Source organism: Virgibacillus sp. DJP39 (assembly GCF_049310925.1).
Taxonomy (GTDB): domain Bacteria; phylum Bacillota; class Bacilli; order Bacillales; family Amphibacillaceae; genus Virgibacillus_F.
Genome location: NZ_JBMERP010000040.1, coordinates 13,105 through 33,010, shown reverse-complemented (window position 1 = coordinate 33,010; position 19,906 = coordinate 13,105). Strand labels below are relative to the sequence as shown.

25 protein-coding genes are annotated in these 19,906 nt (G+C 38.1%); 8 read left to right on the top strand and 17 right to left on the bottom strand.

Annotated elements, in window-relative coordinates; translation table 11 throughout:
* From ACOI1D_RS13330 to alr, 7 genes are all read right to left on the bottom strand, one after another.
* Positions 1–1,001, bottom strand: a 1,001-nt coding sequence (locus ACOI1D_RS13330) for a PP2C family protein-serine/threonine phosphatase (protein WP_422501779.1), incomplete at its 3' end; no start/stop codon positions are given.
* A gap of 138 nt (positions 1,002–1,139) precedes the next feature.
* On the bottom strand, positions 1,140–1,541 hold the full coding sequence (locus ACOI1D_RS13325; RefSeq protein WP_422501778.1) for an anti-sigma regulatory factor: 402 nt from the start codon (positions 1,539–1,541) through the stop codon (positions 1,140–1,142).
* Positions 1,542–1,543: 2 nt separating this feature from the next.
* Positions 1,544–1,900 carry an STAS domain-containing protein gene (locus ACOI1D_RS13320; RefSeq protein ID WP_422501777.1) on the bottom strand — a complete coding sequence of 119 codons (357 nt, stop codon included), beginning with the start codon at positions 1,898–1,900 and terminating at the stop codon, positions 1,544–1,546.
* Positions 1,901–1,904: 4 nt separating this feature from the next.
* The gene (locus ACOI1D_RS13315; protein WP_422501776.1) at positions 1,905–2,774 is read right to left on the bottom strand and encodes an RsbT co-antagonist protein RsbRA; all 870 of its coding nucleotides are present in this window, start codon (positions 2,772–2,774) and stop codon (positions 1,905–1,907) included.
* Positions 2,775–2,976: 202 nt separating this feature from the next.
* Positions 2,977–3,327 (bottom strand): type II toxin-antitoxin system PemK/MazF family toxin, encoded by a 351-nt coding sequence (locus tag ACOI1D_RS13310; protein WP_089534079.1) that lies wholly within the window; start codon positions 3,325–3,327, stop codon positions 2,977–2,979.
* A gap of 4 nt (positions 3,328–3,331) precedes the next feature.
* Positions 3,332–3,616: a CopG family ribbon-helix-helix protein gene (locus tag ACOI1D_RS13305; protein ID WP_422501775.1), complete on the bottom strand. Its 285-nt coding sequence runs from the start codon at positions 3,614–3,616 to the stop codon at positions 3,332–3,334.
* A gap of 197 nt (positions 3,617–3,813) precedes the next feature.
* Positions 3,814–4,926 (bottom strand): alanine racemase, encoded by a 1,113-nt coding sequence (gene alr, locus ACOI1D_RS13300; RefSeq protein WP_422501782.1) that lies wholly within the window; start codon positions 4,924–4,926, stop codon positions 3,814–3,816.
* Between the two features lie 212 nt (positions 4,927–5,138).
* Here alr and ACOI1D_RS13295 point away from each other — a divergent pair, with 212 nt between their 5' ends.
* On the top strand, positions 5,139–5,423 hold the full coding sequence (locus ACOI1D_RS13295) for a hypothetical protein (protein ID WP_422501774.1): 285 nt from the start codon (positions 5,139–5,141) through the stop codon (positions 5,421–5,423).
* Positions 5,424–5,438: 15 nt separating this feature from the next.
* Here the strand turns inward: ACOI1D_RS13295 and ACOI1D_RS13290 are convergent, their stop codons facing one another.
* From ACOI1D_RS13290 to acpS, 3 genes are all read right to left on the bottom strand, one after another.
* A complete protein-coding gene (locus ACOI1D_RS13290) occupies positions 5,439–6,458 on the bottom strand; it encodes a LolA family protein (protein WP_422501773.1) in 1,020 nt (339 codons plus the stop codon).
* A 51-nt stretch (positions 6,459–6,509) separates the two neighbouring features.
* Positions 6,510–8,015, bottom strand: a complete 1,506-nt coding sequence (locus ACOI1D_RS13285; RefSeq protein ID WP_422501772.1) for an NAD(P)H-hydrate dehydratase — start codon at positions 8,013–8,015, stop codon at positions 6,510–6,512.
* 62 nt (positions 8,016–8,077) lie between these two features.
* On the bottom strand, positions 8,078–8,434 hold the full coding sequence (gene acpS / locus ACOI1D_RS13280) for a holo-ACP synthase (protein ID WP_422501771.1): 357 nt from the start codon (positions 8,432–8,434) through the stop codon (positions 8,078–8,080).
* Between the two features lie 133 nt (positions 8,435–8,567).
* Between acpS and ACOI1D_RS13275 the strand changes: the two genes are divergently transcribed.
* The 3 genes from ACOI1D_RS13275 to ACOI1D_RS13265 all read left to right on the top strand — a co-directional run bounded on the left by ACOI1D_RS13275 (position 8,568) and on the right by ACOI1D_RS13265 (position 9,830).
* Complete coding sequence (locus ACOI1D_RS13275; RefSeq protein WP_422501770.1) at positions 8,568–9,335, top strand: rhomboid family intramembrane serine protease; 768 nt, start codon at positions 8,568–8,570, stop codon at positions 9,333–9,335.
* A gap of 182 nt (positions 9,336–9,517) precedes the next feature.
* The gene (locus tag ACOI1D_RS13270) at positions 9,518–9,640 is read left to right on the top strand and encodes a hypothetical protein (RefSeq protein WP_422501769.1); all 123 of its coding nucleotides are present in this window, start codon (positions 9,518–9,520) and stop codon (positions 9,638–9,640) included.
* Positions 9,641–9,680: 40 nt separating this feature from the next.
* Positions 9,681–9,830, top strand: a complete 150-nt coding sequence (locus ACOI1D_RS13265; RefSeq protein ID WP_422501781.1) for a YqaE/Pmp3 family membrane protein — start codon at positions 9,681–9,683, stop codon at positions 9,828–9,830.
* A 70-nt stretch (positions 9,831–9,900) separates the two neighbouring features.
* Here ACOI1D_RS13265 and ACOI1D_RS13260 read toward each other — a convergent pair whose 3' ends face one another.
* The 3 genes from ACOI1D_RS13260 to ACOI1D_RS13250 all read right to left on the bottom strand — a co-directional run bounded on the left by ACOI1D_RS13260 (position 9,901) and on the right by ACOI1D_RS13250 (position 13,571).
* The gene (locus tag ACOI1D_RS13260; protein WP_422501768.1) at positions 9,901–11,325 is read right to left on the bottom strand and encodes a PH domain-containing protein; all 1,425 of its coding nucleotides are present in this window, start codon (positions 11,323–11,325) and stop codon (positions 9,901–9,903) included.
* Positions 11,318–11,797 (bottom strand): PH domain-containing protein, encoded by a 480-nt coding sequence (locus ACOI1D_RS13255; protein ID WP_422501767.1) that lies wholly within the window; start codon positions 11,795–11,797, stop codon positions 11,318–11,320. The genes ACOI1D_RS13260 and ACOI1D_RS13255 overlap by 8 nt, the downstream gene beginning before the upstream one ends.
* A 292-nt stretch (positions 11,798–12,089) precedes the next feature.
* A complete protein-coding gene (locus ACOI1D_RS13250; protein WP_422501766.1) occupies positions 12,090–13,571 on the bottom strand; it encodes a DEAD/DEAH box helicase in 1,482 nt (493 codons plus the stop codon).
* A 371-nt stretch (positions 13,572–13,942) separates the two neighbouring features.
* On the opposite strand from ACOI1D_RS13250, the gene ACOI1D_RS13245 reads away from it, so the two are divergent.
* Positions 13,943–14,845 (top strand): DMT family transporter, encoded by a 903-nt coding sequence (locus ACOI1D_RS13245; RefSeq protein WP_422501765.1) that lies wholly within the window; start codon positions 13,943–13,945, stop codon positions 14,843–14,845.
* Between the two features lie 147 nt (positions 14,846–14,992).
* Complete coding sequence (locus ACOI1D_RS13240) at positions 14,993–15,844, top strand: DegV family protein (RefSeq protein WP_422501764.1); 852 nt, start codon at positions 14,993–14,995, stop codon at positions 15,842–15,844.
* Positions 15,845–16,114: 270 nt separating this feature from the next.
* Here the strand turns inward: ACOI1D_RS13240 and ACOI1D_RS13235 are convergent, their stop codons facing one another.
* The 4 genes from ACOI1D_RS13235 to ACOI1D_RS13220 all read right to left on the bottom strand — a co-directional run bounded on the left by ACOI1D_RS13235 (position 16,115) and on the right by ACOI1D_RS13220 (position 18,744).
* A complete protein-coding gene (locus ACOI1D_RS13235; RefSeq protein ID WP_422501763.1) occupies positions 16,115–16,816 on the bottom strand; it encodes an alpha/beta hydrolase in 702 nt (233 codons plus the stop codon).
* A 193-nt stretch (positions 16,817–17,009) separates the two neighbouring features.
* Positions 17,010–17,366: a YppG family protein gene (locus ACOI1D_RS13230; RefSeq protein ID WP_422501762.1), complete on the bottom strand. Its 357-nt coding sequence runs from the start codon at positions 17,364–17,366 to the stop codon at positions 17,010–17,012.
* A 109-nt stretch (positions 17,367–17,475) separates the two neighbouring features.
* The gene (locus ACOI1D_RS13225) at positions 17,476–17,715 is read right to left on the bottom strand and encodes a glutaredoxin family protein (protein ID WP_422501761.1); all 240 of its coding nucleotides are present in this window, start codon (positions 17,713–17,715) and stop codon (positions 17,476–17,478) included.
* Between the two features lie 126 nt (positions 17,716–17,841).
* Entirely contained in the window at positions 17,842–18,744 is a 903-nt protein-coding gene (locus ACOI1D_RS13220) for a diacylglycerol/lipid kinase family protein (RefSeq protein WP_422501760.1), read from the bottom strand.
* 238 nt (positions 18,745–18,982) lie between these two features.
* Between ACOI1D_RS13220 and ACOI1D_RS13215 the strand changes: the two genes are divergently transcribed.
* Together ACOI1D_RS13215 and ACOI1D_RS13210 are read left to right on the top strand one after the other, a co-directional pair.
* Positions 18,983–19,108 carry a hypothetical protein gene (locus ACOI1D_RS13215; RefSeq protein ID WP_422501759.1) on the top strand — a complete coding sequence of 42 codons (126 nt, stop codon included), beginning with the start codon at positions 18,983–18,985 and terminating at the stop codon, positions 19,106–19,108.
* Positions 19,087–19,905: a phosphate/phosphite/phosphonate ABC transporter substrate-binding protein gene (locus tag ACOI1D_RS13210; protein ID WP_422501780.1), complete on the top strand. Its 819-nt coding sequence runs from the start codon at positions 19,087–19,089 to the stop codon at positions 19,903–19,905. The genes ACOI1D_RS13215 and ACOI1D_RS13210 overlap by 22 nt, the downstream gene beginning before the upstream one ends.
* The last annotated feature ends 1 nt before the right edge of the window (position 19,906 follow it).

Here is a 19,906-nt window from a genome sequence, read left to right as displayed (position 1 = left end):
TTACGCAATATAATTAAAGTAAAGTCATCACGAAGCTGAAAATTTTGGAGACGTTCAAAATGTTTATATACTTGTTCTACTATTTCCTGTGCAGGCAGATTACTATGTTCCCTGATAACAGCCAATACTTCTTCACTTTCAATGAACCGTTCACCTTGACGGCACTCTGTCACTCCATCTGTAAGCAGGATGATCATGTCACCTTCATCAACTACGTGTTCATATTGCTGGTACTTTGTTTCTTTTGATACGCCTAAAACTAGACCTTTTGCCTCAATCTCATTAAATGTATCTGTTTTTGCGCAATAAAAGTAACCTGGTTCGTGACCAGCAGTTGAATACAAAAACTTGCATGCTGCCGGATTATACTGGGCATAAAACATCGTGATAAACATACTCGGATCGACATTGCGCTCAACCACTCGATTGAGGTTAGAGAGGATAGCCTTTGGTGTCATGGTTTCTTCCGGAAAGCTATCCATCGAATATTTTATCATTGACATACAAAGTGCCGCTGGGATACCTTTGCCAATGACATCCGCAATTGCTACTCCAAGTGAGCCATCTTCCCCTTTAATAAAATGATAATAGTCCCCATTCATTTGGTTGGCAGGGACGCTTATAACTCCTATATCCAATCCCTCTATTTCAGGCTTCTTTGTTGCCAGTAATGTATCCTGCATACCTGCCGCTACTGATATTTCAGACTTTAAAGCGATTTGCTGTTCGCGAAGTGTTTGGTATTCCTGGTGTGCGAGACCGTACGAAATCATGGATTCCATTAAAAAATCCATTGACGGTTGAAAGTCTTCAAATAAATCGGGGTATATTTCTGCCAATGCCTGGTTGTGAAGACTGACAATTTCTTCTGGTAGTATATTATTTTTAATAAATGATTTGCTTATTTGTTCTGCTCCATATAAAGACCTTTCATCCTGAGTAAGAATGTAGTCCTGCAACAAATCTTTATAGGTTGCGGCATCCAATTTCATCGTTTTCACATAGTTCCCCTCTTTGTAAAAATAATAGAAAACTTGGCTTATCGTCAACAAGCCTACGACGAAAGCTATAGTTTTCCTTATCCACCAAATTTAATGCTATTTTTTACGTGCTAAAAGGTTTGACATCTATTTGAAACGTTACCGGGTCCATTTGGTTGCTTTTATCTCTGTTCCCTTACCCATCTCAGATGTTATATCGAACTCATCCATTAATCTTCTTACACCTGGGAGCCCTGCACCAAGACCACCAGATGTGGTGTATCCATCTTCCATCACTTGACTGATATCATGAATTCCTGGTCCATTATCTATAGCTATCATCCGAATTCCTTTTTGGTTAATTGTCTCTATTACTTCAAAACAAATTTTGCCATCTCCAGCATATAAATAAATATTTCGAGCCAATTCGGATATAGCGGTGGCTATTCGAGCTTGATCAACGGTTCCAAAACCGGTTTTCTTTGCAATATCCCGCCCCACTTGTCTAGCCCCAACAATATCCCACTCTTTTTTAATATTCACACAGGATTCAAGGCTCATACTCATTCCCCCAATTCCTGTTGAAGCTTTATTAAACCTTGTTCAATATCTAAAGCTGTAGGAACGTTCTGCATGTGAATTCCAAGGTCAATTAAAGTAACTGCAACAGCTGGTTGAATACCAGTTAGAACTACTCTCGCTCCCATTAGATCTGACATGGAAACAACATCACCTAGGACCTTTGCAATAAAAGAATCAATTATTTCAACTGAAGTTAAATCAATTACGACACCAGTTGAACCACATTTATGAATTTTATTTAATAAGTCCTCCTGAAATTGAATGGCTGAATTATCATCAAGCTCTGTTTGAATAGAGATTAATAAATAATTGTGTAACTTCAGAATAGGTATATGCATTAGATCACTCCCTAGTTAATGAATTTAATAATGTTTCAATTTCCTCATCTTTCGTTTCTATGTTTTCTATTTTCCGATTAGTCATCTCCAACGCTTTCTGGAACCCTTTTTTAAGGGAATTTTTCGTTGGGAACTTCCCTAGGTCAATGCCCAGATTAACAATAGTCTGCGCTATTTCTGGTCTGATTCCTACAAGAATACATGTCGAGCCAATTAAGCGCACTGCTTCAGCAGCCTGTATGATATGATGTGCAACCGTTGTGTCCACAACGGGGACTCCAGTAATATCAATTAATACCACGTCGGCATTATTCTTAATTACTCCGTCGAGCAGGTTTTCCATTATTAATTTTGCACGTTCAGTGTCAATCGTTCCAATAAGAGGCATAACGGTTATGCCTTCCATTACCGGTATCAGCGGTGCAGATAGCTCCTGCAATGCAACCCGTTGCAAGGATACAATATGTTCCCAGCTTCCTGAGTATTCATTAACAAGTTGACGGATAATTGGTTCCACCCACATATCAACACTCTTTAATACTCTTGATATATAATCAGAATCGACTTGGTCAGATTGACTTAGTATATATTCGACCGTTACACGTCTGAAGATCTGTAAACCATCAGTAATGTAGCTTAGTGGCCAACCCAGGTTCATTAGCTTTTCAGAGAACCCCTCTAACGTTTTAGAAGACCCTTGTTCCTGGATATTTGTAAAAATAACATTTACAAACTCTCTATTAGTGCTTTCAAATAAATCGTCTGAAACAGCCGCTGTATAGTTTCCTTCTTTTATTGAGTTAATTTCCCCAAGCCACATATGTACGATTGTATCGCTATTATTCAATGCTATTTCTTTAAACTTTTTATCCACTGATATTCCCCCTAATGTCCTATCGATTTAATTCGTTAGTTTTTTATTAAATTTGTGACAATTCGTCAAAAATTGCAAGCAAAATATATTTCGTTCACTTATTCTCATATACACCACATTATATCATTATATCACAAACAGCTTATAATTATAAAAAAACCCCCCTTGTTAACTACTTAACAAGGAGTTCGATTGATCATCTTTACATGTCCTTAAGCCCGAGACTTATTTCCAATGCCTGATCTATTTTTTTCATCATTTCATTATCTAACTTTGTAATCTTATCTGTTAATCTTTGTTTGTCCAATGTACGTATTTGCTCCAGTAGTATTACAGAATTACGGTCAAAACCATATCGCTTCGCATTAATCTCGACATGCGTCGGCAGCTTGGCTTTCTGGATTTGAGCAGTAATTGCTGCAACAATTACCGTAGGACTAAATCTGTTCCCAATATCATTTTGTAATATCAATACTGGACGTATACCTCCCTGTTCTGATCCTACCACAGGGGATAAGTCAGCGAAATACACTTCACCTCGTTGAACGATCAAATTATTACACCCCGATCACAGAACGCTCAAGGGTGTTTTCAGCCTCCTCTTCAGCTTGAAAAGCCTCCGACGCAATTGTTAGATTAATTCGAGCCATTTCCTCATAGCCTTTTTGCATAGATTCCCGAAACTGTTGAATATGGTCATTTTTCTTTTGGTCTAAATAACTCTTTGTTGCTTGACAGATAAAATCGCTAAGATCTCTATTATCATACTTCATTAGTCCATCCACCTCATTTAGTAGGTTTTTTGGTAATCGTACTAAAATCTCCTGTAAGCTCTCTGACAAAACCATACACCCCCGCCAACTGTTGAACGATCAATATTAATTTAACTCAATAATATCATTGTACAGGTAGTAATGCAAAGGATTTCCGAGATATTTGTCTAAAAAATGTATTAATCCTATTTACGTAAATAAAGCGTGTGGTATATATACTTATTTAATGAACTATAAATTTATGACATGCTTACAGATAACATTTTTTATTTTATATAAACTCTTGGTACACGGCTGCTTATCATGCAGGGAATTTCATAATTTATAGTATCTATAAAATTTGCTATTTCATCCATTTCTATTTTATCATTTCCACTCTTCCCAATTAGTGTTACCTTAGTTCCGAGTGGATATTCTCTGTCTAAGCGAATCATGGTTTGATCCATACAAATCCGACCAACTACAGGCATCCGTTTACCTTCAATCAATACATCCATACCTTGCAGCTTACGTGTCCAGCCATCGGCATAGCCAATTGGGATAGTCCCAATCCACTCTGATTCCTCTGTTACGTATGTTCCCCCGTAGCTGATGGCCTCATTTTCATCAATTTTTTTCACATGAATCAAACGGCTGAATAAAGAAAAAGCGGGTTTTAAGTTTATTTTATTCATAGCTCGTATATCACTAGAAGGATACAGGCCATACATAGCAATTCCAAACCGAATATACTGATGCATTTCAGAAGGAAACCGAATTGATGCAGCACTGTTGCCAATGTGAATAACAACTGAGCTGTCCCAGATCTTGTTAAACTCAGCTAACAAATCGTTAAATCGGTTCTGCTGTTCATTAAAATAAGTCAGTTCCGCTTGATCGGCAGTCGCAAAGTGTGTGTATAACCCCGTTAAATCAATATTTTTAGCAGATTTGACAGCAGTAATCACAGATTGTAATTCTTCCTTCGATCGGATACCAATTCTACCCATCCCAGTATCCCACTTCATATGGAGCTTCAACTTTTTAGAAAACAGTTGTGTTGGTAACGCTTGAATCCATACCTTTTGAAAGAAAGTCAGCGTGATATCATAGTTGGCTGCAACTTCCGTATCCTCAGGTTGAACCCATCCCATAACCAGAATAGTAACATCAATCCCAGCTTGACGTAATTCCACCGCCTCTTCCAAGAGGGCAACTGCCAGCGCATTTGCTCCTGCATTTAGCGCAGTCCTGGCCACTTCAACTGCTCCATGACCATACCCATTTGCTTTTACAACAGCAAACATATTAATTCCCGGAGACAGCTCTTGCTGCATTTGTTTTATATTATAAGCTATAGAATCCAAATCAACTTCCGCCCAGGTTGGACGGTAAAACATGTTAGGCACAACAAACTATCTCCTTTATAAATATTTGATTATAGTTTATTATTTAACTTTCTAAGAAGACTGTCAACTATTTAAAGTGATAGCTTTACCTAATAATGTTCGTAGGAAACAAAAGTGCCGGACGCCCGTATAGAGAGAGGCTGACTGCGATCAAACTGTTATCGCAAGAGACCTGAATGGCACTGCGAAAATATCAACCGGTCATGGCCGAGAATCAACCGTTATCCGAAAATATCAACCTTCCTGGCCGGGAATCAACCGTTATCCGAAAATATCAACCGGTCCTAGCCGAGAATCAACCGTTATCCGAAAATATCAACCGGGCATGGCCGAGAATCAACCGTTATCCGAAAGTATCAACCTTCCTGGCCGGGAATCAACCGTTATCCGAAAATATCAACCGGTCCTGGCCGGGTATCAACCGTTATCTACAGTCTTCGGGATTTAAGTCACTTGGACTAGAAAAAAAAGCAGACCCACCTTCTTAAGTGAGTCTGCTATTTCTATTTAATTTCCTGTCCTTGTACTGACGTGGCAACTTCTATTAATTCTTCTCTTGTTAACTCATCGCTTGCCAACAGAAAATCAGTACCGTTAACATGCCATTCAATTGAGTTTTCCGATATTGCTCCAACTGCAAATCCAAGATTTACAATCTCGCCGTCAACCATTTGGGGTGAAGCCAGAGTCTGCTCAACATTGATCTGTTCTTCTACCAGCGTAAAGTCTTTCTCCCCTTCAAATGTCATGATTACACGCGTACCGCCGTCTTCAAGATCAGTTTCTATTTGTTCAGCCAACACTGCACCAGCAGTATTCAGCGGGAACATAACCGAAAATGAATTCGTTGAATCAGTAGTAACTGGTACGTCTGTAGAAGTACTGCTAGTCATATTCTTTTCTATTTCAAAGGCATCCTTTTTAAATTCAGGATCCATTTCAAAACTGGTAAACTTGACCTCTACGACTGCCTTTTTATCTTTATCCAATACTTTGACATGAACTGGTGTATAGGTATTTTTGTCAAAGTAAATTTCTTGATAAGGCAAATTATTATTACTTTGATAGTTTGTTTTTGTTTGGAACACATAATACTCTTCTGTACTACTGAATACAGCGTCCTCGTCTTTCTCAATATCGTTTAAAAGCGACTGATATAAATAAGGCTGACTTCCATTTTCAGGCCACTCTGATTGGAATTTAAAGCTTTTGTTTAAAGCAGGCGTTAAAACAAATACACCTTCTTTATTCTTCAGGATAACCTGACTTTCTTTGTCCTTTTTATCAGTTGTCAGCTGTACCCGGTACAAATCATCTTTTTTGTGCAAAATATCAATATTGAAAACTTCATTCTCATTACCAGTATCCATCTTCATTTCTGCTGTTGCTTTGTAACCCTTCATATCTTCCAGGTTATCGCTTAATTTACCCATAACGTCTTCTTGTGACTTTTCACCACAAGCTGAAAGTAATAAAACTAATCCAATGGCAATCGCTAACCAAATGCTCATATTTTTTTTCATGGACATATCTCCCTTGTCTCGATTCCAAGGACGAAAGGAATGTAGACACCGCTAACTTAATCGATCATGTACGAAAACAAATGGAAAACTATTGATAATATCTGTAGCTAACAAATCATAATACGAATGGCCCTGATCAACACAAACATCCGCTGCCTTACCGTGCAGATAGCAAGCATTACATAATCCTTCTTCAATAGACTGCTGCTGCATTACCATGGACAGAATGATTCCTGACAGGACATCACCACTTCCCCCTTTAGCAAGACCGGGATTACCTGTCCTGTTTACAGTCTGCCTCCCATCCGGTGTTGTTATAATGGAATACTTGCCTTTTAACAATAAGTAAACACCATAACTTTCAGCAAACTGTTTTGCATGGGCAAACGGTGCATGTACAATTTCCTCAATTGTGCAATCCATGAGCATCGCCATTTCCCCAGGATGTGGTGTTAGAATGGTTGGTGCAGAACGATCTTTTAAACTTTCCATATCCTTCTTCAGATGAAAGAGTCCGTCTGCATCAATAATAACTGGGCACGAAGCATTATGGATAATGTCACTAATTATCCGATTTGCATTTTCTTCCCGCCCGATTCCCATTCCAGCGACGATTGCATCATATTTGTCCAGTGATAGTGCAGCATTTTCTTTAGGAAGTTTTAAAAATGTTGCTTCCAAACAGGCCGAAGCAATCGAACTGATCACCTCTTCAGGTGTACCTATTGTAAGCACTCCAGCTCCTGCTCTTAATGCCGCTTTAGCAGTCATCGTAATTGAACCTGGCATTTCCTTACTGCCACCAACAGCCAATCCCTTTCCATGCTTTCCCTTATGAGAGAATTGGTTACGTGTTGGCAGACTATCTCTAAAGTCATCTTCTTCCCACGTATTCTTATTTGTATTAAACGGAGAAGAATGCGATGGAATTCCGATCGAAACCGTTTCCCATGATCCATAAAAAGGGTTTGTTTGTTGTACAAATACGCTCATTTTAGCCACTTCAATGATATACGTATAATCGGCCTTTATAGCATGAAAGTCTGTTATTCCCTCGTCGGCCGGCAGCCCGGTTGGTATATCAACCGCAATCACCTTGCTGGGTTTTTGATTTACCAGTGAGACAATTGAACTTATCGGCTCCCGAAGCATCCCTTTCATCCCAATGCCAACCATTGCATCGACTACAACACTCGCACGCTGTACGTAATCACTAACTTCTTCTAAAGATTCTGTGGTAATTGTGGAACCACCACAATTCACAAAAACATCTTTATGATACCGTACATCCCCTTTTATTTTTTCATCTGGTACGATTTGAATGACATATGCGTTATACCCGTCATTCAGAAGTGTTCTGGCAATCACATATCCATCGCCCCCATTGTTTCCTGATCCTGCCAGGATACAAATTTGGTCATGTTTAGAAATAATCACTTTCATTTTTTCACTTACAGATCTACCAGCATTCTCCATCAATAGTTTTCCGTCATACCCTATTGTTTCCATGGCATAACTGTCTATATCGTACATCTCTTTTGCGGTGACTATAACCATTTCCATTTCCTCCTACCCGCACTAAAATATATGAGACAAACTCTCTAAATATGCAAAATCAGCTATTCTTCTATAATTACTTGCGCAACCGCGTAATCTTTACTGTGGGTAATGGACACGAATATATTGTACGATTCATATCCTTGTACATGCAGTGCTGGAGCACCTGATTCTTCAGCAATTACTTCAATATCCTGAAAACCCAACTTACCAATACCCTTACCTGTAGCCTTAGCAAAAGCCTCCTTAGCCGCAAATCTTCCGGCCAGATACTCCACACGACGCTGACTGCTGGTTAAAGAATTATAGATTCCCTGTTCTTTATTTGTTAAGATTCGCTCAACTAATCGATAGCTTCTTTCTATACTTTTCTTAATACGTTCCAGTTCAATAATATCGATTCCAATCCCTTTAATCATTTAGTTACCCCTATCTAAACTTGTGATTTTATTTGAATTCCAGTATCTTTTTAATGGTCATACTATGTATGAAGCGTTATTATACTAATAATACCCGAAAATCGGATTAATAAAAATTTTATGGGGGTTTCTAATGTTTATAAGAACAGAAAGAAGTATTAAAGAGTTTATTCAGTTATATCCTGTTGTCTCAGTAATTGTTATTATTCATCTCTTATTATTCGTCATCATCGACATCTTATCGTTACAAATTGGAAATCTAATCTATCAATGGGGTGTAGGGAACAACTTCTATATCAATCAAGGCGAATACTGGCGCTTGCTTACCTCCATATTCCTTCACGCAGGTCTTAGTCATACCCTGTTCAACTCACTTGCACTAATACTGTTCGGTCCCGCACTGGAACAGATGCTTGGAAAATTTAAGTTTGTTGCCGCGTATGTACTGGCCGGGTTAGCAGGAAATCTAGGAACATATATCATCGAACCAACTATGTTTGACACAATATATGTGGGTGCATCTGGGGCTATATACGGGTTATTTGGTATTTACATCTATATGATGCTCTTCCAGAAACACCTGATCGATAGTCAAAATGCGCGTATAGTTGTCATCATTCTTGTGATTGGGTTAGTGATGACTTTCCTTCGCCCGGGGATTAATATTGCTGCACACATATTTGGATTTATTGGTGGTTTTGCACTGGGGCCCCTCATACTGTCAAATGCCAAAGCCTTTTCAGTTTGGCGAAATCAAAGAAGTGATAACTCAGCTTCCACAGCTCAGTTTGACCCTAACCGCTGGCAGAAAAAAAGAACCAACAAAAAGATTATGAAGAGAATTCTTTGGACTGCTTTTGTTATCCTGGTCGTTCTTGGCATAGTTGGCAGATTTCTATAGAAAATAAACAAAAAACAATACTCTTATTTTAAAACTAGAGATGTGGATCATTCCACATCTCTAGTTTTATACTGAATTTTGTTACGTTTAAAATGGGGACGAGCGGGTAACAGTATTTATGTAAACAGATAATTACTTTTATTGTTCAGACCAAATTACTTAATTTAAAGGAGTTCAATAATATGGAAGAAGAAAAAGCACAGCTTAGTAGAATTGGAAAGTTAACCGCAAGCGACTTTTTAATCATGCTAGTTGGCGTCCTTTCAATTGGTCTAGTTACGATTATTTTATGGATGATTATGTAGCAATTAAAGATTTGAGCAAGAAAGGAGAAATTTACTGATGTTGTCATATATACTTGCAGTACTGCTCCCACCAGTTGCAGTGCTGTTTACAGGCAGGCCTGTACAGGTGTTAATCAATGTCCTGCTAACTATTATCGGCTGGATACCAGGTGTTATTCACGCCTTGTATGTTGTCCATAAGTCAAAATAAGGATGAAAGGCCACGCATTGGGCTGTGTGGCCTTTTTCTATAACATAATTTCCGCACCCGTTCGCATGAACTAGTCACGATAGGAGTACCAACTAGCCAATTCATTTCCACTTTCAACCTTCAAATCCCTTATCTTATAATGTTTTCCTGCACCAAGCTTCGAAACAATCGATATTTTGACTGTTGCGAGAGATGCTCTTCGTTGAAACAAATGCTGTTTTCTTTCAAAAGACTGAATACGTTTATGATATAAAATTATGGTTTTTCTATTTAGTACACGATATCGCAATGTAAGCTGTTCTCCATCATTCTGAAACCCAGCATCTTTGTATTGTAATAGACCTAGAGACACACTTAACACTAATAGGATTATTGGGGCCCAGGCAAACTGCGGCACGAGAAACAGCGTAGCCACTACTGCCAGAATAAATATGGCAGAAAAGCGAACTAAATAGAAGGTTAGCGCTTGCTTTGTCAGCCCTGTTAAATCACTTCTGTCCGACACGTAATCAGGTAGAAACTTATCCAGAAAATCATCTATTTCGGTCTTTTTTATAATAGGGAAAAGAACAGTTGAAAAGTCCTCCCCTTTTTCCACAGAGCCGCCCGCTACCTCTGCATACATGGTTACATATCCAAGCGGTTGTCTCAGGAGACTTTCATCAATACCCACTGCCTGGATTCGCCGTACAGGTATGGTCGTTTGTTTTTTCTCTAATAAACCTCTTGTAATGAAAAGCTCATTATCAATTTTGGTGATGGTAAAGTTCCCATTTTTAATCATTGTTCCAGCAATGCCAAGACACCATATGATTACTAATAAACATATCCCGAATACAATCATTAGAATCACACTAAAACTGCTGATGGTTTGAAACGTATTTTCATAATATTCATCCGGAACGAACTGGACCAGTTCCGAAAACAGAGCAGATATAATAATAAAAATAATACCAATGCTCCCGGATGTTGTCCCTGCAAGGAATAGACGTTTGAAGGTTATGGTTTGCGAAGGGTTATTTGTATCTGTTTCCTCAACCTCTTCCACTTCTCTGTTTGCACTTTGCAGTGTTTTTAATTCTTCTCTAAGTGATTCGCCAACTTCCAGCCGCACTGCTTTTAGTGATGCTTCCGTACCGGTTCCACTTCCAGCAGTTTCAATTTTAACCATAGTCAACTTAAATAAACGATGTATGACACTTTGTGTTAAGTCAATCGACTGAATCCGGTTTTTCGAAATATAGCGTTTTTTCCTGATAAGTATTCCATACTCTATCCGGAGCTCATCATCTTCCACCCGATATGTATAGCGATACCAGGACAGAATACTAAACACCAGCATAACAAGTATTAGTGCTCCCACTCCTAATACAAAATAGAGTCCTGCATCTCTAAAAGCGAAAAAGCCTATACCGATTGAGACGATTAATTCTTTAAACGTTTTTAACAATGTAAAGAATACCGCTGAAGGATGAAGCCTTTGTTTTTCAGACATCATCTTCGTCCACCCTTGCTAATGCTGATATTCGATCACGGAGGCTTGAGGCATCCTCCTCCATTAATGCAGGAATTTCATGTGTTGTTGCCGCTGTTGAGATCGTCACACTTGCAAGCTTATATCTTTTCAGAATTGGCCCTTGTTTGGTGTCAACATGCTGCACCCGGATCATTGGTACGAGTGTTCTCGACACAATTAAAATTCCATGTTGAATATAAATCTCCTGATCAAATATTTCATAGCGCCAACGCTTCCATTTTACCTTTGGCAGAATAAAAACAAAAATGTAGTGCAGGACCCCGCCGACTGCAATACCAATCGCCCCGTACCACAACGGTATAGTGAAAATAACAGATAATACAACTCCCGCACCTATAAATAACCATAAGATTAACATATATATGCTCGCTGTTATCTTCCAGGCTTTAAGAGCATCCTTAGCAATTGGATTAACCGGTGGTTGTCTCATTATATTCCTCCCAATATCCAGATTCTTATTTATATACGATTCGTTTGGTGCAAAAGTGTCATTTATTATTGAAAAATTGTATTTGGCTTGTATTTGTTCCTGTTTGGCGTGTATCTGTCCAGTTCGGCTTGTATTTATTCTTGTTTGGCTTGTAAATCATCCTATTTGGCTGGTAATTGAAGTAAATGCTATTATCAACTAATAATTTATGCTTTTCAATAGCTTTCCCACAAACTTTTTCAATATAAAAAGCTCCTTTTGCGCTAAGGAGCTTTGTTTTTGTGCCTATATATTAACTTTCGTTGTTTCTACGTTTTTGGAAATTCCCTTTTCGGCTGCGTCCACCCTGGTTATTGGTACGAGCTCCCGTACCACGTTGGCCATAGCTGCCACGTTTGTTGTTCCGACGGTTGTTATCTTTATTTCCTCCGCCCCGCTGTTGTGCTTTTTTAACACTAATCGGTTGTGCAGACGAGATTGAAACTGGTGTTTCTCTCCGCTCTTTTGTCAACATTTTTAGCGCAGCTGCAATAATAGAGATTGAATCATGATCTTGCAACAACTCATTAGCTGTTTCCTGATAGGTTTTTAAATCTTCACTATCAATTGTTTTAATCAACTTCTCAACAGCAACCTGTTGCTGACCGCGTTGTGCGTCCTGGTTTGTTGGTGGCATAAGACGCTTCATCTTACTTTTTGTAACTTTTTCAATTGAATGAAGATGAGCTATCTCTCTAGGCGTAATGAAAGATACTGCCTCTCCAGTTTTTCCAGCACGACCAGTACGTCCAATACGGTGTACATAGCTTTCTGGATCCTGTGGAATATCAAAGTTATATACATGGGATACATTTGAAATATCAAGACCACGTGCAGCTACATCAGTTGCAACTAGGAATTCAATACGTCCACCTTTAAACTTGTTTAAGACTGACATACGTTTTCCTTGCGTTAGGTCACCGTGAATTCCTTCAGCACGAAATCCTCTCGCTTGCAGCCCTTCCGCAATTTCATCTACCCGTTTTTTAGTACGGCTAAAGATAATTGCCAAGCTTGGTGCATGAATATCAATATGATTTGTTAATGTATCAAATTTTAAACGATCTGGAACTTCAACGAAATACTGATCAATATTTTCAACTGTCATTTCTTTCGCTTTTACTTTTACTTCTTCTGGTGATTTCATCAATGTGTTTGCAATATTACGGATTTCCTTTGGCATCGTTGCAGAGAAAAGCAATGTTTGACGCTCAGATGGAATCCCTTTAAGAATGTCGCGAATATCATCAATGAATCCCATATTCAACATTTCATCTGCTTCATCTAATACTGCAGTCTGAACATTATCAATACGGATTGTCTTTCTGCGCATGTGATCCAGCAGACGTCCTGGTGTTGCTACGACAATATGCGGGCCGTCTTTCAAAGCACGAATTTGTCTATCCATATGCTGACCACCATATACAGGTAGCGTACGGATTCCTTTAAATCTGCCTAAACGATTTATTTCCTCGGCTACTTGGATAGCAAGTTCTCTCGTTGGTGCTACCACTAGTCCTTGAATCGTTTTAGCTGTTTTGTCAATTTTCTCAATCATCGGGATACCAAACGCAGCAGTTTTACCTGTACCTGTTTGAGCTTGTCCGATAACGTCTTTCCCCTGCATAGCTAGTGGAATTGTTTCTGCTTGAATTGGCGTTGCTTCTTCAAACCCCATTTTTTCTAATGCTTTCATAATAGGACTTGATATACTTAGTTCTTTAAATGTTGTCACCTTAATAGTCTACTCCTTTTTTTCTAAAAAATTTATTCGCACAAAAAAGGCATCCCCCATTTGTGGTAAGAGGCCTCACTTTATTCATTCATGCATCAAATAATAGTTCTTATAGCATAACATACAATCCATACAGTTATCCACTACTATCTGGATGATTTTTCATTTACTGCATGGTAAACTATATTGAATTGTTATAAGAAAAGCGTCCATATTAAGGAAATGCTGACTAAAATTAGCTCCCTAAGTGAAAAATAAAACTCATCAGAGCTGTTCCAGTTCACAACTTTAATCCCAAAAGCGATTACTTGTGACAGCTAACGGACGCTGGCCTGGAATGATAAACATAAATGTAAAAGGAGGAACCCTGTATGCGTATGCCTCCGTCCAACCCATATTTTACGGTTGTCATTGGCGTTTTTGCAATTTCTACTTCTGCTGTATTGGTCAAATTAGCGGGTGGTGCACCTGCATCAATTGTGGCGAATTATCGATTACTGTTCGCAGTTATTATTATGTCACCATTTATATTATTATATTATCGCCATGAGTTTAAACAAATAAAAAGAAAAGATTGGATTCTTGCATCACTTGCTGGGGTTTTTCTGGCATTCCATTTTATATTCTGGTTTCAATCCCTAAACTTTACATCAGTGGCAAGTTCTGTAGTTCTTGTTACCCTGCAGCCGATATTTGCTTTCCTGGGAACGTATTTATTTTACCATGAACGGTTTTCTACAGGGGCTGTTATCAGTATGATTATTGCAATTTTCGGAAGCGTGATTATTAGTTGGGGTGACTTCCGAATTAGTGGTATGGCTCTTTATGGTGACTTCCTGGCTATACTTGGAGCAATCATGGTCACTGCTTACTTTTTAATTGGGCAAACAATAAGAAGACGATTATCCCTTATGACTTACACATTTGTAGTGTACGGAATCAGTTCCATAACCTTAGTCATTTATAATGTAAGTTTTGGACATTCGTTTATTGGGTATCCGTCTACATATTGGTGGATTTTCCTGGCACTGGCAATTGTCCCAACCTTTTTAGGTCATACCCTTTTCAATTGGGCTCTTAAGTGGTTAAGCACATCAACGATATCAATGGCTGTATTATTCGAACCCATTGGTGCTACACTTTTAGCCTATATTATTCTAAACGAAATTGTAACATGGTCTCAATGGCTTGGAGGAGCAATCGTTTTATTTGGTTTATTTTTGTTTATTGTCAGTACAAACAAAAAAAGAAAAGTAACGATCTCACATAGTTGAAAAAATGCTGATCAAAGTACGATTAAACTTGGCTTATGGCGAACCTATGCAGTAAGAAAGTTATTATACTTTCTTTACTGCAAATAAATATATAACCTAGTCCTAAAAACTGGTATAATAAACGTAATCTAATAAAGAGGTGATGGCATGCATATCCAGTTAATGACTGATGGTGGGACAGATCTTCCAACTCGACTAACAGATTCATTAGACATTAAAGTAATACCACTGTATTTGCATTTTAAGGATCAGGAATTTATCAGTGGTGTAACACTCAACCTAAAACAGTTTTATCAAAAGATCAGGGAAACCGGCGAGCTGCCACGGTCATCTGCTCCTAGCCCAAATGACTTTTATGAGGCCTATAAAGAAGTAAGTCCTGACACACCGATTGTATATCTTAGCCTTTCAGAAGGTTTAAGTACAACTTATGAAAATGCCGTATTGGCAAAACAAATGCTGCTTGAAGAAGAACCCGAAAGAAAAATTGCTGTCATTAACACAAAAACAGCGTCTTGTGGTACCGCACTGCTTGTCCATGAGGCGAATAAAAAAATGATTGAAGGGTACACTTTCGAGCAATTAGAGGAAGATTTAAACTCCTGCGTCGAAGATACGACAACTCTAATTGCACTTAAAACACTCGACAATGTAATTCGGGGTGGTAGACTTGATAAAGTTCGCGGAACCATTGCAAAAACGTTGAATATCAAAATCTTAATGCGTACAAGTGACGAAGGAACTATAGAAGTAGCCGAAAAGGTTCGTGGCGACAAAAAGTCCATTAGACGTTTAATAGAACAAATTGGTGAGTACACAAAAGATGTTGAAGATAAAGTGATCATCATGTCCCATTCCAATGCTGAAAGCCGTGCACAAGCTGTACTGGATGAAATAATGGAAAAGTATGCTTTTAAAGATTCTTACTTAACCGATATGGGACCACTGATTTCAACTTATGCTGGTGAAGGCGGTATAGTAATATCCTTTTTTAAATAATTAGAAAATTCAGCTTACCGCCATTCCTTATGCCGAAAGCCCTGACGTACTTCAACAGAACAAAAGCGCAAGAGCCGGTTATTGCCGTATGATCTGTGCCAAAGGAAACACGGAGCGTCAAACGTTTGACTAATGTCGAACTGTTGGTCGATGTGCGGCAATGGGCACTGAGCTGGACGCGGCTGCTTAGGTACCTCCGTTATTCACAGCCTGCGAAACTTTAGTTTCCTGAACCCATAAAAAGAAGTGTGCAACTAATCAGCATGCACACTATGGGTTTTCCGTCTTTTTTAATAGAAAATTGTATACCATTTGATTAAGTGTATCCTTATCCTCCCCTAAACAGATTAAGTGTCTGGACCGTTCAAAAAAGACAACTTCCTTTTTTGTTGAATTTATTTCCTTATCCAAATAATATGCTGTTTTATAAGGGACCATCCCATCCTTCTGGCCTTGTGCAATTAGTACATTAGCATCAATGTCCTTTAAATAAGGCTTCGTATATCTGACTAACTTTAAAAACTCCAGATTTGCCTGAAATGGAACTGCACCTATCTTCCTTTTATAATGAATATATAATTTATTCTTTTTTATATTCCCTTTTAATCCGTCTAAACATACCTGCCTGATATCAATTACGATTTGTTTGAATGAAAGATACTTGCCTGCCGAAGCTAACAGTACAAGTTTGTCTACTTTATACTTTGCTGCTAAGTAAGAAGCAATCATACCACCCATGGAAAATCCAACCAGATAAACCTCATCGTACTTGGTTAATAACGCTTTTAAAGAATCTTCTGCGGCTTTAATCCACTTTTTGTGTGATACATTTTTAAGGTCTAATTTTCTACCATGCCCAGGTAATGTTGGTACTTCTATATGCCAATTAGTTTCTTCTTTTAAAAAAACCGACAATGGCTCTATCTCGTATGGTCCACCAGTATATCCGTGGATGAGCAGGCATGCAATCATAAAAATTCTCCTCTTTTTTACTTATTAGTTACCCCTTTTAAGGACGATCTATTACATCTTTTATAAACATTTAATTACCAGCATTGGCTTGTTTTAGCAAATTACTGTTGAAACTGTAAAACCTTACCATGAAGAATAAGTACAAAAAAGCTGAAACTGTCTAACAGAATCAGCCATTCCAATTTTTTTATTTTTATTTAAAGTTTTTCATTATGGAACCAAATTGTTTAACCATTGGAGAGATTTGTTGAAAGGTAGTTGCTACCTGCCCAACAGAAGATATCATTTTATCAAAGTCAACTTCCCCATTTTTATCATGAAAGTAAGTTAACCAGCCTTTCTGTGGCTGCTTGTATGGTTGACCATAATTATACTGATTAGGTTGTGAGAAGTTATACCAATCAGCTGGTTGCTTTGGTTTTGCATAGTATTGATATGGCGTTTGCTGGTATGGTGGTCTAGCTGGGTTATGCCATTGTTGGTTTGAGTATGGTGGATAGTTGGGATTATAGTTATACGGCCTTTGATAATAATTTGGTCTATTAAACATTTGACACACACCTCATTTGCATCTGTTTATATCCAGAATATGCAAATGTGAAAAGGGTTGTGATAAATACAAACTATTACCGTTTACCGCAGCCCCTAAAAAAAGAATCTCACTGGTAACTTAAATCATGTTTTAGTTTATTTTCCTGGAATCCCAGAACCAAACTACCATCTATAAACGTTACTGGAGTCCCGTAAATCCCTTTACTTTGCAATTCCTTTAAATGGTCTCTGTTTACTGAAACGTTTTTCTCTCTATAATTAATTTCCCATTCATTCATTTTTTTAACTAGTTTTTCACTTTCTCCACAGTTGTCACTTGTGTAAACTACTACATTACGATTAGACAATGGTTGTCCCTCCCAAAAATTAGCATCACATAAACTTCTTCACCCTGCACAGTTTCTCAAACCCTATTATTACAAATAATTACAAACACTTAAAATTCAGGGAAGGAACCGGAAGCAGATATCCTTTTATACCAATTCCCCGCCCTTAACCATTCGTATATGTTTTGGGAGTACCGAAATTCTATCGGGTGTTGTACCATCAACTTCTCCGTCCATGTCCACCTTTTTTACAGGTTTAGTTTCAATTTCCAGACTTCCAGCTTGAAAGTGAGTTAATTCAGACAGTTCACTGGTGTCCGTTGTGGGTTTGTTCATGGATAAAAATTCCCGAAATGATGCAAGATTTGATGTCTTTACAATTAACACATCTATTTTTCCATCAGTTGGATCGGCAGTGCTAACCGGCAACTGACGCGTTCCAAGGAAACGACCATTCAACACTAATATAAGCACCGCTTCACCCTCGTAGGACTTACCCTCTGACTGTATTGTGTAAGCAAACGTTTCTGCTTGATTTACAGTGCGGATTGTACTCAGGTAATAACTGAGGACGCCAAAGCTTTTTTTCTGGTCTGGATCAATATTTTCGGATGCTTCTGAGACAAAACCAATTCCCCAGAAATTCAGAAAATAGCTGTCGCCAGCTCTCCCAAGATCAACATCAATAATTTCTTTTTTTGTAATTTCATCCGCGGCTTGTTTAAGGTTTTGTGGTATACCAAGCATACGGCTGAAGTCATTACTGGTTCCGCCCGGTAAAATACCGATTATTGGTCCACTCTCCAGTTGAGCAATACTATTTATACACGCATGAATTGTTCCATCTCCACCTAGTATAACGATTATATCGACATGTTCAGCGTATTCCATGCACGTTCTTTTTACCTCATCTATGCTTTCTGTTTGAACAATAGATAATTTTTTAATTGCTTTTGTTATAGTTGGTAATGTCTGTTCAAGCTTTTGCTCCATATTGTCTGCACCTGCATTACCATTGTATAAAAAAAGCCCTACTTTATATTGCACCATAACATTACCTCCTATCAATTGTTATTTCCCACACGATACATATAGGAAACCTTTATATTTATTTATTTCCTAAAAGAGACATACTTAATTATACTAAGTCATACAATTTACAACAGTTTATGTAAATCCAACTATTAATTTGTTGTAAATTTTGTAATATGGTCTAGTATTTTCGTCCCAAATGTTATTTAATAGTATAGTAATGTTTTAATGTTTCTATCATACTAGGAGGGTCAAAATGAAGAAAATTTATAGTTTGTTGGTTGTATTAAGTTTATCTTTCTTGCAGCATGCGGTAGTTCCGAGGAGGGTAACACAAATGGCGAAAGTAAAGAAGGTAGCATCAAACCCGAGACTCTTGTAATTGGCTTTGTTCCATCTCAGGATTCAGATACAATTGCAGATACAGTACAACCACTGGCCGATCGTTTATCAGAAGAGCTGGGAATTGAAGTAAAAGGGCAAGTAATGACTAGCTATAACTCTCTAGTTGAAGCAATGGGAGCTAATCAGGTGCACGTTGGATTTATTCCAGCTTTCGGTTACGTTCTCGCAAATGAACAATACGGTGCAGAAGTTATTTTGAAATCAATCCGTTATGGTTCAGGTACATACAAGGCACAATACTTAGTCCGTTCTGATTCTGGTATCGATACACTAGAAGACTTAGAAGGAAAAATTTGGGCATATCCTGATAAAGGATCAACTTCAGGCTACCTTTTCCCAGCGAGTCAATTAATGAAGAAGTTTGATTATGCTAGTGCTCCGGAGCTTGAAACTGAATTTTTCTCCAATACTGTTCAAGCAGGTGGACATGACACTGCTGCATTGGCTGTTTTAGAGGGAGATGCTGATGTTGCAACAACTTTTGATGACGTTCGTACAGAGCTTGAAGAAGAGCACCCTAACATCATGGACGAATTAAAAGTAATTGGTTATACAGAAGAAATTCCGAACGATACTATTTCTGTAACCAAGGAACTTGATGAAGAACTTGTTCAACAAATTAAAGAGGTCTTCCTTTCATTTAATGATGATAAAGAAATGATCAAAATAATGAATGAAGTTTACAACTGGGATTCAATTGATGAAGCTACTGATGCAGAATATCAAGTAGTAAAAGATACGTACCAGGAATTTAAAGATGATATTGAGTTATAAT